This window comes from Sorangium sp. So ce381 (assembly GCF_051473845.1).
Classification (GTDB): domain Bacteria; phylum Myxococcota_A; class Polyangia; order Polyangiales; family Polyangiaceae; genus Sorangium; species Sorangium atrum.
In genome coordinates, this window is the sequence record NZ_CP150336.1 from 512,278 (window position 1) to 525,109 (window position 12,832).

Sequence of the window (12,832 nt, forward strand, 5' to 3'; positions counted from 1 at the left end):
GCGGCGGTCGCGGGGGCGCCCCCGGGGTGATGCGTGTTACCGGTCGGCAGCGATTCGTGGTCTCGAAGGTAGCGCAATGGATGTCGAGGTGCCTCCTGCGCGCCTATCTCCTCCGAGGTGCGCTTCTCCGCTTCGCCCGATTTCCCCGAGATGCCGCGGGGCGCGCTCGTGCGGCCTGCGGGGCGTAGCGGGCGGGCTGCGGGAGAGCGGAAGCGTGGGAGCGTGGAAACGCCGGATAACGGAAGCGCGGGAACGCGGAAACGCCGGATGGCGGAAGCGCGCGAGGGCGGAAGCGCGGGACCGTGGGCGACACGAGGCCGGCCGGCGAGGGGCCCCTTGCGCGCACGGGGGGCGCCGGGCAACCCTTCCGGCCGTGCAATCGCCGATCGACAGCGGGGTCGTGCTCATCACCGGCGCGTCGTCGGGCATCGGCCGCGCGCTGGCGCACGAGATCGCCCATCGCGCCCGGGCGCTCGTGCTTGTCGCGCGCCGCAAGGATCGCCTGGAGGCGCTGCGCGCCGAGCTCGTCGCGGCGCGCCCGGCGCTCGCCGTGCTCGTCTTCGGCTGCGATGTCACCGATCGGGCCGCTGTCGACGCGATGCTGCTCTCCGCCGCGGCCGAGGTCGGGGGGGTCGACGTCCTCGTCAACAACGCCGGCTTCGGCGACCTCGGCGTGTTCGACCTCTCCGCGTGGTCGCGCACCGAGCAGATGATCGCGCTGAACGTGACGAGCCTCGCGTACCTCACGCACCGGCTCGTCGGCCCGATGGTGTCGCGCGGGCGCGGCGCGATCGCCAACGTGAGCTCCGGGTTCGGGCTGACGTTCGGGCCCGGGATGGCCTCGTACGTCGGCACGAAGCACTTCGTCACGAGCTTTACCGAAGCGCTCCGCCTCGACCTCGCCGGCACCGGCGTGCGGGTGACGCAGGTCTGTCCGGGGCCCGTGAGGACCGAGTTCAACGAGGTGGCCGGCAACTTCACGGGCCTCGAGCCTCCAGCGCTCCTCTCGATCTCGCCGGAGCGCTGCGCACGCACGCTGGTCCGCGCGGTGGACCGCGGCCGCGCGCTCGTGGTGCCCGGGGTGGTGGCGTGGCTCGTCATCCACCTCGGCGTCATCTGCCCGCGGTGGGTGCTCCGGCTCGCCTACTGGCCGATCGCGCGCGTGCTGCGGAAGAAGCAGCTCGCGGTGCGCGGCGCTCCGGCGCCGCCGTGAGGCGCCCGCCCCTCGGGCCCGCGATCGGCGGGGCGGCGCGCCGAGGCGCGGGACTTGGGCGCCGCGGCGAGAGCTGCGGTGCGGACCAGAAGGTTCATCTGCGGTCGTGTCCGCCCTCGTGGTAGCGTCTTGCGCCGCTCGTCGAGCTCCTGAGGAGGACCACGGATGAAGAAGTATCGGTGTCTGGTGTGCGGATTCGTCTATGACCCGGGGGTCGGTGACCCCGACACCGGCATCGCGCCCGGGACCTCGTTCGAGGACCTGCCCGACTCCTGGATGTGCCCGGAGTGCGGCGCGACCAAGGCCGATTTCGAGCCGATCGACGAGTGAGCGATCCGAGCCTCCGCGCCGTCTCGGCGAGCCGAGTCCCAGGCAGCGCGGAGGCGCGATCCGATGAGCTCATCGGCTGCGCGGCCTCCGCGATCCGATGAGCTCATCGGATCGCGCCGCGCGCGGTCCCGGTGGGCGCTCCACCTCATCGACAGCGGATCGGCGTGACGCGCGCGGCGGCGTGAGCGCCAGCCGTAGCCACGCGGGCGCTCGCAGCGCAGCGAGGCACAGGGCGACGTCGAGGAGCGCCCCGCAGCGGGCGCTCAGCGCAGCGCGCTGCGATCTGCCCTCCGTGCCGACGGGAACACCTCGGCGCGCGGCCGCCTCGCGCTGGCCCTACGCCTGCGTGAGCTCGCACGCTCTCCGCGGACCGCTTCGCGTGCGAACCCCACGTCCGAGGACGTGCGATGGCGCGAAGGATAAGAAGAACTGCTAAGAAAGAGAATTGAACTGCTTCGAGGGTGGACCTGACAGGGATCGAACCTGCGACCTCTAGAGTGCGATTCTAGCGCTCTCCCAACTGAGCTACAGGCCCTCGCTTTCGAGAGCGCGGACTCTACTCGCCGGGGCGCTGGTGTCAAGCATGGATGGCGGTTTTCTCTCCACCGCCGGTCTGTCGTTCGGGGGGACCCTGGGCGCCCCACCAGGTCCCCTTGCTTGCCGTGGTTCCCCAGCTCCCCGCGCCCTAGTTGGCAGGGCTCGGCGGCTCCGCGGGCGCGCCGGGCGCCGGCGGAGGCTCGGCCTGCGCGCGCGCCTGGGCCTTCGGGTTCTGGAAGGAGAAGAGCTTCTCGCGCTCCTCCCCGTAGCTCTCCGTGCTGCCCCACTTCGGGTTCCAGTCCTTCACCCAGTACACGTCCCCGGAGACGATCGCGTCCTCGGGCCGGCCCGTGCGGTCCGGGTAGCGGTACATGTACTCCTTCATCGCGTCCCGGTACGAGGTGTTCGCCGGCAGCTTGATGCGGGCGAAGTAGTCGCACCAGATCTGCGTGTACCCGAAGCTCTTCGCGTGCAGGAGGTCGAAGTTCGGCGGCTCGCCGGTGAAGGGGTTGATGTGGCGGCCGTCGACCGTGACCGCGTCGACGACGATCGTCCCGTCGTCCATGACGGGGTTCGGCGAGAACATGAACCAGCCCTGGAGGAACCGGAGCTTCTGCGAGAGGACCCGCGTCGGCTCGGGGTGAGGCACCTTCCAGCGGTTCTTGATGACCCAGAGCTCGACCGCCGCCTGGTTGATCGCGCCGGCGAACATCACGAGCACGGCGAGCTCGCGCAGCGTCACGAGCACCTTCCGGCCGGCGAGCCGGAGCGGCGCCGGCGGGGGCGCGATCTCCGAGCGCTCCGGGATCCGCGCGCCGAGCGCCCGGCCCAGGCTGCGGCGGTGCGCCGCCGCCATCGCCGCGGTCGCCGCGTCGCGCACGAGCGGCAGGCGGAGCACCCACGCCACGACGGGGCCGAGCGGGATCGCCGAGACGATGTCGGCGAGCGCCGCGGCCCCCTCGGCCGCCTCGCCGCCCGGACGCCGCACCGAGAGCCCGTGGGCCGCGGAGTCCGACGCCTCGAAGGTGAGCAGCCCGAAGCGGTCCATCCGCTTCAGCAAGCGGCAGGCGAGCACGGCGCCCGGCGACCTCGGGTCGAACAGCACCACGCGGGCCCGGTGCACGCGCCGCATCGTCCGCGCGGCGATCTCCCAGTCCTCGCGGCCGATGAGGAGCGTGGAGAAGACGCAGAGCGCCCACGCGAACGGGCCCAGCACGAACGTCGTGCCGAACCCGACGTGGAGCAGGTTCATCATCACGAGCGTGAGCCGCCGCGCCCACACCCTGCCGAGCGGCGACAGCAGGCACACCGGGATGGCCGCCTCGAACGAGATGACCATCCTCGTCATGAACAGGATGAGGAAGTTCGGCGCGTAGTCGCGGACGTCCGCGATGATCGGCGTCACCATCCGGTCGACGTAGAGCACGAAGTGGACAGCGGTCCCGTTCTTCCAGGCGGGGCCGGTCTTGTGCACGACGTTGAAGAAGTAGATCGCCGCGAGCTGGATCAGCAGGACGGGCCCGAGGACGGTCACGTGGGCGTCCGGCTTCCGGGGGTCGTCGAGCGTGGAGCGGTCGTTCAGATCGTCCGCGGTCCGCTCGCGGCTCCGCTTCAGCGACGCGAGGAGCGCGTCGACGGAGAAGCGATCGCCCAGCGGCAGGAAGCACGTCCAGAGCAGCAGCAGGTTGTGGACGACGTAGCCGCCGTTCTCGATGAGCAGGACGCGCCCGTTCATGCTCGTGACGAACACGAGCGAGAGGACCTGCATGAGCTTCGTCTTCCAGCCGATGAGCAGGCAGACGTAGGTGGCGAAGATCACGGCCCAGAGGACCCAGAGCTCGCCCGGCGTGGAGAAGGCGTTGACGAGCGAGAAGTTCCCGCCGCCCTGCGGGCGCCAGAGGTTCACGTGGTTCGGCAGGACGCCGATGTCCGCGAACATGTCGGACCACGCCCAGCTGCGGCGGAACAGGTCGCCGATGAGGAAGAAGCCGAGCAGGATGCGCGTGAAGCCGAGCGTGCGCCGGTCGAACGTGAAGAAGCTGTCCCGGAGGATGTCCCACATCGAGGGCCCGCGCGGCCGGGGAGGCGGCTCCGGCTCCGCGTCGTCTTCCTCGTCGTGCTCGCCCTCCGCGGCGCCATCGTCCTCGGCGGCCCCTTCGCGCCGCGCCTCGCGCGCCGCGCCGTCGTCCGCGCGCGCGCCCTCGCTCGCGCCGGAGCCTCTCGCGGCGGCGGCCTCCGGGCCTGCTTCGCGGCTCTCGCCGGGGTCCTCGTTCCGGAGCGCGCCCTCGGGCCCACCCTCGTCGCGATCGTCTTTTGCGTTCATAAGGCGTCGAGATCGATGCTGCGCGAGCGGAGCGCTCGCCGTTCCGATCCCCTACCTACCGCAACCGCGCGGGCGCCGCACGAGGCGACCAGGGGCGCGACGGGCGAGCGCGCCGCGTCACGCGCTGTGGGCAGGATCGCGACCGCACGGCGCTCTTGATGTGCGCGGCGCGGGACGGTAACGAGGAGGGCGACGTGCGCCCGATGCCCGACGCGCCCAACGCGCCCAACGCGCCCGAAGCGCCCGAAGCGCCCGACGCTGAAGAGCGCCTCGCGCTCGCGAGCTGCGCCTTTGCGGCCGGCTGCATCCTGCTCGCGCCGCGCGAGTGGATCTCGTCGGGGCTCGCGCTCGCGCTCGCGGCGGTGCTCTTCGGGTGGCACCTACGGCGGCGCGCCAGGGCCCCGAAGGGAGGGCCGGCGGCGCTCGCGCAGGGCGCCCGCGGCGCTCAGGGTGCGCCGGGTGAAGAGCCGCGGGCCCCCGCCTGAACGCGCAGCGGAGGGCGGCCGAAGCGGGCGCGCACGCGGTCGGCGACGGCGCGCACCTGCGGCGCCCCGAGCAGCCGCCGCTCCAGGCGCCGCTTGCCGGGGATGTCGAGGAGCATCACGCCGATCACGATCACCAGCACGCCCGGACCGGGGACGCCGGGCAGCGACAGCAGGATCCCGAGCGCGACGGCCATCACGCCGAGCAGGTTCTTTCCGATGCGCGCCGCCACGCGCACCCAGGCCGGGCGCCCTTCCAGGAAGGGCGCCTCTTCCTCCCTCTCCAGGTAGTCCTCGGGCAGCCGGACGAGCACGACAGCGGCGAGCGCCATGCCCGCGAGGAAGCTGACGAGGCACACGCCCACGCCGATGGCGAACTGCTCGCGGTGCGACTCGACGAACGCGAGCGCTGCTCGGGCGGAATCCGTCATCGACGAGGCGGGCAACATACGGCGGTGAGGCGGGGAGCATACGGCGCGAGGCCGGCTCGGGCGAGTCGGGCGGGCCGCTCAGGGGATGAGCACGGTGCCGATCGAGCCCGGCTCGCTCGCCTCGCGCGCGAGATCGCCCGGCTTGAGCCGCCCCAGGATGTGGATGCGGCGGACCCCTTCGGCGAGCGCGGCGAACGACTCCTCGAGCTTCGGGATCATCCCGCGGGTGACGGCGCCGCTCGCGATGAGGGCGCGCCCTTCGGCGACCGTGAGGCTCGGGATGCGCGAGGCGGGATCGGACACGTCGCGCAGCACGCCCGGCACGTCGCTCACGAGGAAGAGCCCCGCCGCGCCGAGCTCGACGGCGACCCGGTTGGCGACCGTGTCGGCGTTGATGTTGTACGCCTGCCCGTCCGCGCCGGCCCCGAGGCAGGCGAGGACGGGCAAGTAGCCGCCGCTCCCGAGCAGCTCGAGCAGCCCGCGATCGACGCCCGTGATGTCGCCGACGAGGCCGAGGTCCACCGGCTCGGGCCCGGCGCCGGCGTAGACCTGCGGCGGCCGCTTGACCGCCGAGAGGGCGGGCCCGCTCGCGCCGTGGAGTCCGACCGGCCTCGCGCCCGCGGCGACGAGCGCGGCGCACAGGTCGACGTTGAGCTTGCCGGCGACGACCATCTTCATGACGTCGAGCGTGTCCGCGTCGGTGACCCGCTGACCGGCGACCTGCCGGACGGGGATGCCGAGGCGCTCCTGCAGCCGGGTCGCCTGCGCGCCGCCGCCATGGACGACGATCGCGCGCGTGCCCGCGCGGGTGAGCGCCGCGAGGTCGCTGGAGAGGATGGCGAGGGCAGGGCCGCCGACGACCTCACCGCCGAGCTTGATGACGAGCGGGCCTGTCGCCGTGGTCACGGGTGCCTCCGCGCTGCTCTGGGACATTTCATGAGGGGCACACGTACCACTTCTGAAACGGCCAGGGCAGAGGTCGCCCGCGCCCGCGCGCGGCGGGGTAGCGGGGGGTGGGTGAGCGCCCACGCCGCGCGCGGGGCGGGTGGCAGCGCGAGCGGGCGCCGGCGACCTCGCGCGGGGCGGCGCTCGGCCCTCCGCGGCTTCCGTGGCATGCTTGCGCGGTGATCCAGGCCCTCCGACAGGCGCTGTCCAGCCGCGCGGAGCCGATGCTCGCGCTCCTCGAGCGGCTGGTGAACCTCAACTCGTTCACGGACAATCCACGCGGCGGTGACGCCGTGGGCGAGGTCCTTGCCAACGAGCTCTCGACGATCCCCGGCCTGTGCGTGCGGCGGTTCGCGAGCGCGCGCTACGCCGCGCACTGGGTGGCGGAGAGCGAGGCGGCCAAGGCGTCCCCGGCGGGGCACGTCGCCGTCGTCGGGCACCTCGACACGGTGTTCCCCCCGGGGGTCTTCGAGGGCTTCCGCCTGGACGGGGAGCTCGCGCGCGGGCCCGGCGTGCTCGACATGAAGGGCGGGCTCGTGGTGGCGATCGAGGCGCTCAGGGCGCTCGAGCGGATCGGCGCGCTGCCGGCGATCCCGGTGCGGTTCGCGATCGTGGCGGACGAGGAGGTCGGGTCGCCCGAGGGGCGGCCGCTGCTGCAGCGCGAGCTCGCGGGCGCCGCGTGCGCGCTCGTGCTCGAGGCGGGGCGCGAGGGGGACCGGATCATCACCGCGCGCAAGGGCACGGGGGGCGCGACGGTGAGGGCCACGGGCAAGGCCGCGCACGCCGGCAACGCGCACCGGCAGGGCGCGAACGCCATCTGGGCGCTCGCGCGCTTCATCGACCGGGCGCAGCAGCTCACCGACTACGGGCGGGGGGTGACCGTCAACGTCGGCAAGGTGAGCGGAGGGCAGGGCAGGAACACGGTGCCCGACGCGGCGGAGGCGCAGGTCGACTTCCGCTTCGTGAGCCGCGCGGACGGCGAGGCGATCCTGGCGGCGCTCGCCGCGGCGGCGCGCGAGGCGGCGGCCGAGGTGCCCGGCACCGCCGCGCAGGTCGACGGCGAGATCGCGCGCTCGCCGCTCGTGCGGACCGACGCGAGCGAGGCGCTCTACCGTGAGTACGCGGCCTGCGCGCGGGCGGCGGGGCTCGGCGACGCCGAGGCGCCCCTCCTCGGCGGCGGATCCGACGCCAGCTCGACGGCCGAGATCGGGATCCCGTCCATCGACGGGCTGGGGCCGCGGGGGAGCGGCTTCCACACGAAGGACGAGCTGGTCGAGGTGGGCACGCTGGTCCCCAAGGCGGAGGCGCTAGCGGCGTTCCTGCTGGGCCGGCGCGCCTGAGGGGCTGACGGGCGGCGCGCGCGACTCCGACGCTCGCCTGCCGCGGGCTGCCACGTGCGACCCCAGTGGATCACCTGGGCGGCTGCATCGGGCCGCGGCTGTAAGGGATCCCCTTGCTGTGATGACCCGAACCCGCGAGAATGTATTTATGGCAAGTGGGGCAGCTTACACATTGACGGGCGTCATCCACGAATCCACGGCGACGACGGTCTACCGGGGAGTTCGAGAGAGCGACCGCTCCCCGGTGGCGATCAAGCGGCTCAAGCGCGAGCGCCCGCTGCCGGTCGAGATCGCGAAGCTCAAGTACGAATACGCCATCGCCCGAGATCTCGCCCTGCCGGGCGTCGTGAGGGTCTATGGGATCGAGCAGGTGGGGAGCAGCCTGGCGCTCATCATGGAGGACGCGGGCGAGCGCCCGCTCAACGAGGTCATCGGCGCGAGCAAGCTGAAGCTGGAGGACGCGCTCCGTATCGCTATCTCGATCGCGGACGCCCTGGAGTCGATCCATCGAAGGGGCGTCACCCACATGGATGTCAAGCCGCACAACATCCTCGTCAACGCGGAGACGTTGCAGGCGAAGCTGACGGATTTCGGCAGCGCGACGCGCCTCTCTCAGGAAGCCCACAAAGCGAACCGCATCGCGTCGTTCGAGGGAACCCTGGCCTACATGTCGCCGGAGCAGAGCGGGCGGCTGAACGTCGTCATCGATCGCCGCACGGACCTCTACTCCCTGGGCGTCACGCTCTACGAGATGGTGACGGGCGTCCTCCCGTTCCGGACGACGGACCTCATGGACCTCGTGCACAGCCACATCGCGCGGACCCCGCCGGCGCCGCACACCGTGTCGCCCGCGGTGCCGAGCGCCGTCTCCGACGTCCTGATGAAGCTCCTCGCCAAGAGCCCCGACGACAGGTACCAGAGCGCCCACGGGCTCAAGGTCGACCTGGAAGAGTGCTTGTCGCAGCTCTCCTCGAAGGGGAAGATCGAGCCGTTCCCCGCCGGCCGATACGACTACGTCGATGAGCTGCGGACGACTCAGAAGCTCTACGGCCGGGAGGCCGAGGTCGCGCTCCTCTCCGACGCGTGGGGCCGCACGAGGCAGGGCGGGAGCGAGGCTGTCCTGGTCTCCGGCTACTCCGGGATCGGCAAGTCGGTCCTCGTGAACGAGCTCCAGAAGAGCGTCGTTCGCGAGAGAGGGTATTTCGCGACCGGCAAGTTCGACCAGCTCAACCGGACCACGCCGTACGCCGCCGTCGCGCACGTCTACCAGGAGCTCATCCGCAACATCATGGCGGAGCCCGCCGAGGCGCTGGGGCAGCGGAAGAGCAAGCTAAAGGAGGCGGTCGGCTCGAACGGGCAGCTCCTCATCGACCTGATACCGGAGCTCGAGCTCCTGATCGGCCCTCAGCCGGCCGTCCAGGCGCTCGGCCCCACGGAGTCGCAGGCGCGGTTCCAGCTGACGCTCCAGAACTTCTGCCGCGCCTTCCCGTCCCAGGAGCGCCCCCTGGTCCTCTTCTTCGATGACCTGCAGTGGGCGGACGCGGCGTCGCTCAAGTTCCTTCAGACCATCGCAGCCGAAGCGCGGATCCCCTACATGCTCATGATCGGCGCTTACCGCGACAACGAGGTCGACGCGAGCCACCTGTTCTCCGTGGTCCTCGGGGAGCTCCGCAAGAAGGCGGCTGCGGTGAGCGAGCTGATGCTCAAGCCGCTCGTCTTCTCCGACGTGAACCAGCTCGTCGCCGACACGTTGAGCTGCGATCCGCACCGCGCGGAGCCCCTCGCGAAGCTCATCTTCGACAAGACCCGGGGCAACCCGTTCTTCATGAGCCAGCTCATGAGGAGCCTGCACGCCGAGAAGCTCCTCTCGTTCGATCCCGCCGGCTTCTCGTGGACATGGGATATCGATCGCATCCGCGAGGCGAACGCCTCGGAGAACGTGGTCGAGCTCATGATCGGCAAGATGCGCCAGCTGCCCGAGCGCGCCCAGCGCGTCCTCTCCCTCGCGGCGTGCGTCGGCCACCAGTTCGATCTGAAGACGCTGGCGATCGTCACGAGGCGGTCGCGCGTGGAGGCGGCCCGCGAGCTCTGGGGCGTGCTCCGCGAGGGGTTCATCCTCCCCGTGGACGCGGAGTCCAGGTTCTTCGATATCGCCATGGACGCAGAGCTCGCTGGCGCGGAGGACGGCGCCGACGAGGAGCTCAACGTCTCTTACAGGTTCTTGCACGATCGCGTGCAGCAGGCCGCCTACGCGCTCATGGACGAAGCGCACAAGCAGGCGGCGCACCTCCAGATCGGGCGGCTGATGCTCGAGGACAGCAAGCGAGACCAGTCCGAGGCCGAGCTGTTCGACATCGTGGGCCACCTGAACAGGGGCGTCGCCCTGATCACGGACGAGCGCGAGAAGCGGGCGCTCTCGCGGCTGAACCTCGACGCCGGAAAGCGGGCGAAGATGGGGGCGGCCTATGACGCCGCGGTCCATTACCTCGAGATCGGGACATCGCTGCTCGATCCGGGGAGCTGGGAGAGCGAGTACGAGCTCGCGTTCGGGCTCCACGCCGAGCTCGCCGAGTGCAGGTGCCTGAGCGGCGGGTTCGAGGCGGCCGAGCCGCTGTTCGACGTCCTCTCGACCCGGGCGAGGAGCGCGCTGGACCGCGCGAACGTCTGCGCGCTGCGGATGACCTTCTACCTGATGCTCGGCCAGATCAACCGGGTGATAGACCAGGCGCTCGAGGCGCTCGGGCTCCTCGGGGTCGAGCTCCCGCAGACCGCCGAGGGGCGCGAGGCGATGCTGCGCGAAGAGCTCGCCGCCATGCGGGCGAGCCTGGAGGGGCGCGAGATAGCGAGCCTCATCGACCTGCCGCAGGCCTCCGGCGCGGAGACACAGACCGTCCTGGGCCTCCTGGGCGAGCTGGCGACGCCGGCGAACGCCCTGGATCCCACCCTCGGCCTGCTCGTGGTGGTCAAGCAGATCAACCTGTCGATAAAGCACGGGAACTCGGCGAGCTCCGCGCTGGGGTACGTCACATATGGCAGCATGCTGGGGAACGACCTCCCCCAGCTCCGAGACAACCCGCGGCGATACGAGGAGGGGTATGCGTTCGCGAAGCTCGGGATCGCGCTCAACGAGCGGTTCAACAACGGCCGCCTCACCTGCAAGCTGCTGATCTACTTCGCGGCGATACTCCACCTGTTCGAGCATCTCGCGGCGACGATCGACTGCTTCGGGCGCGCCCGCCAGGCCGGGCTGGCGAGCGGCGACCTCGTCTATGCGTCGTATTGCTGCATGCACATCGCGGCGGCGAAGCTGAACCTCGGTGACGATCTGGACGGGCTCGCGGACGAGATCGAGCAGAACCTCGCGCTCGTGCGGCGGATCGGCGACCTGACCACGATCCACGCCCTGGCCTGCGCGAAGCAGGTGGTCGCGAACCTCACGGGTCGAACCCAAGGGGGGCACTCCTTGAGCGGCGGCTCGTTCGACGAGGCCGAGTTCACGAGGACGATCGAGGGGTCGGAGCTCGCCTATGTGGTCAGCTGGTACAGCGCCTTCAAGCTTCAGCTGAGCTACCTCCACGGGGACTTCGCGTCCGCGCGCTCGTTCCTGGCCACGGCCGAGAGGCAGAGCGTGGGGTGGTCGAGCCACGCCTGGGCGACGGAGATCGTGTTCTTCGGCTGTTTGACGCTCGCGGCGTCGTGCGACGAGGCGACGGCCGCCGAGCGGGCGCAGCACATGGAGGCGCTCGCGAGGCTCGAGGCGAAGCTGAGCCACTGGGCGGAGCTGAGCCCGTCCAACTATGGCCACAAGCGCGTCCTCGTGGCGGGCGAGGTGGCGCGCCTCTCGGGGAGGACCCGAGACGCGATGATGCTTTACGAGAAGGCGGTCGAGGCAGCGAAGGCGAACCAGTTCGTGCGGGATGAGGCGATCGCGAGCGAGATCGCGGCGAAGCTGTACCAGTCCGAGGGGCTGCTCCGAGGCGCTCGGGCCTTCATGACGGACGCTTATCACGCGTACCTCCTGTGGGGGGCGACGGCCAAGGTGGAGAGCCTGGCGCGGGCCGCGCCCCACCTCGTGCCCCCCGACGGAGGGCTCCTCGGGCCGCGCAGCGTGACCTCGTCATCCTCCTCCTCCTCGCGCTCCGGCAGGGCCCAGACCACGTCGACGACGCGGCTCAGCACCAGCATCCTCGACGTGGAAGCGGTCATCCGGGCCGCTCAGGCGCTCGCGGGCGAGGTCGTCCTGGAGAGCGTCGTGAGCCGGCTGATGGAGATCGTCATCAAGAACAGCGGCGCGCAGAAGGGCGCCCTCATCCTCGATCGCGAGCAGCATCTGCTCGTCGAGGCGGTCGTCACGGCGGATCCGGGCTCGCTCCGGGCAGGCCAGGCCGCTCCGCTCGAGGGGAGCGCCGACGTGCCGGTCTCCATCGTGGAGTACGTCGCGAGGACGAAGGAGCCCGTGATCCTGGCGGACGCGACCCAGGAGTCCCGGTTCGCGGGCGACCCGTACGTCGTCGCGTGCGCCCCGAGATCGATCCTGTGCCTGCCGATGGTCCACCAGGGCCGGACCAAGGGGATCATCTACCTGGAGAACAACCTCGCCCCGAGCACCTTCAAGCCGGCGCGGCAGGAGCTCGTGAAGCTCCTCCTGACCCAGGCCGGGACGGCGGTGGAGAACGCGCTCCTCTACGAGCACCTGGAGCACCGCACGGCGGCGCTCCAGGAGGCCGAGCAGCGGCTCGGGGTCGAGTTCGCCGGGCGAGAGCGGAGCGAGCGGGAGCGCCTGTCGCTGCAGGAAGAGATCATCCGGGTGCAGAACGACCGGCTCGCGGAGCTGTCCACCCCCCTCATCCCGATCACCGATCGGATCATGGTCATGCCGCTGATCGGGATGATGGACCGCGCGCGGGCCCAGCAGGCGCTCAGCACAGCGCTGCACGGGGTCGAGTCGAACGGCGCCGAGGTCGTGATCATCGACATCACCGGCGTGAAGCTCGTCGACACCGACGTCGCGAGCACGCTGATGTCCACCGCGAAGGCCCTGCGGATGCTCGGGGCGCAGGCGGTGCTCACGGGCATCCGCCCCGAGGTCGCGACGACCCTCACGGGCCTGCAGATCGAGTTCAAGGAGATCGTGACGCGGGGGACGCTCCAGAGCGGCATCGCGTACGCGCTGCAGAGGACGGGGAGGCCCGACGCCCTCGCGAAGAGCGCTGCGCGCTGAGCGCAGCGCT

General features: G+C 71.3%; 8 protein-coding genes and 1 tRNA gene. 5 read left to right on the forward strand and 4 right to left on the reverse strand.

Annotated features, from left to right (window positions below):
* Positions 1-373: 373 nt before the first annotated feature.
* The gene (locus WMF29_RS01930) at positions 374-1,213 is read left to right on the forward strand and encodes an SDR family NAD(P)-dependent oxidoreductase (RefSeq protein ID WP_437327208.1); all 840 of its coding nucleotides are present in this window, start codon (positions 374-376) and stop codon (positions 1,211-1,213) included.
* Between the two features lie 165 nt (positions 1,214-1,378).
* Positions 1,379-1,543 carry a rubredoxin gene (rd, locus tag WMF29_RS01935; RefSeq protein WP_012232973.1) on the forward strand — a complete coding sequence of 55 codons (165 nt, stop codon included), beginning with the start codon at positions 1,379-1,381 and terminating at the stop codon, positions 1,541-1,543.
* Positions 1,544-2,005: 462 nt separating this feature from the next.
* Here the strand turns inward: rd and WMF29_RS01940 are convergent.
* Both WMF29_RS01940 and WMF29_RS01945 read right to left on the reverse strand, forming a co-directional pair.
* A tRNA-Ala gene (locus tag WMF29_RS01940) sits at positions 2,006-2,078 on the reverse strand.
* 150 nt (positions 2,079-2,228) lie between these two features.
* Positions 2,229-4,403 (reverse strand): hypothetical protein, encoded by a 2,175-nt coding sequence (locus WMF29_RS01945; RefSeq protein WP_437327209.1) that lies wholly within the window; start codon positions 4,401-4,403, stop codon positions 2,229-2,231.
* Between the two features lie 194 nt (positions 4,404-4,597).
* On the opposite strand from WMF29_RS01945, the gene WMF29_RS01950 reads away from it, so the two are divergent.
* Positions 4,598-4,888: a hypothetical protein gene (locus tag WMF29_RS01950; protein ID WP_437327210.1), complete on the forward strand. Its 291-nt coding sequence runs from the start codon at positions 4,598-4,600 to the stop codon at positions 4,886-4,888.
* On the opposite strand, the gene WMF29_RS01955 is transcribed toward WMF29_RS01950, so the two are convergent.
* Together WMF29_RS01955 and argB are read right to left on the reverse strand one after the other, a co-directional pair.
* Complete coding sequence (locus WMF29_RS01955; RefSeq protein WP_437327211.1) at positions 4,849-5,316, reverse strand: hypothetical protein; 468 nt, start codon at positions 5,314-5,316, stop codon at positions 4,849-4,851. The two genes, WMF29_RS01950 and WMF29_RS01955, sit on opposite strands and share 40 nt — an antisense overlap.
* 78 nt (positions 5,317-5,394) lie before the next feature.
* Positions 5,395-6,249: an acetylglutamate kinase gene (gene argB, locus WMF29_RS01960; protein WP_437327212.1), complete on the reverse strand. Its 855-nt coding sequence runs from the start codon at positions 6,247-6,249 to the stop codon at positions 5,395-5,397.
* Positions 6,250-6,440: 191 nt separating this feature from the next.
* Between argB and WMF29_RS01965 the strand changes: the two genes are divergently transcribed.
* Entirely contained in the window at positions 6,441-7,601 is a 1,161-nt protein-coding gene (locus tag WMF29_RS01965; RefSeq protein ID WP_272097456.1) for a M20/M25/M40 family metallo-hydrolase, read from the forward strand.
* 148 nt (positions 7,602-7,749) lie between these two features.
* Positions 7,750-12,822, forward strand: coding sequence for a protein kinase domain-containing protein (locus WMF29_RS01970; protein ID WP_437327213.1), 5,073 nt, complete (start codon positions 7,750-7,752; stop codon positions 12,820-12,822).
* Positions 12,823-12,832 lie beyond the last annotated feature (10 nt).

Excerpts from the sequence above, each read along its gene's own strand:
- WMF29_RS01945 (WP_437327209.1), bottom strand. The coding sequence starts at position 4,403 with ATGAACGCAAAAGACGATCGCGACGAGGGTGGGCCCGAGGGCGCGCTC.
- WMF29_RS01970 (WP_437327213.1), top strand. The coding sequence starts at position 7,750 with ATGGCAAGTGGGGCAGCTTACACATTGACGGGCGTCATCCACGAATCC.
- rd (WP_012232973.1), top strand. The coding sequence starts at position 1,379 with ATGAAGAAGTATCGGTGTCTGGTGTGCGGATTCGTCTATGACCCGGGG.
- argB (WP_437327212.1), bottom strand. The coding sequence starts at position 6,249 with ATGTCCCAGAGCAGCGCGGAGGCACCCGTGACCACGGCGACAGGCCCG.
- WMF29_RS01955 (WP_437327211.1), bottom strand. The coding sequence starts at position 5,316 with ATGACGGATTCCGCCCGAGCAGCGCTCGCGTTCGTCGAGTCGCACCGC.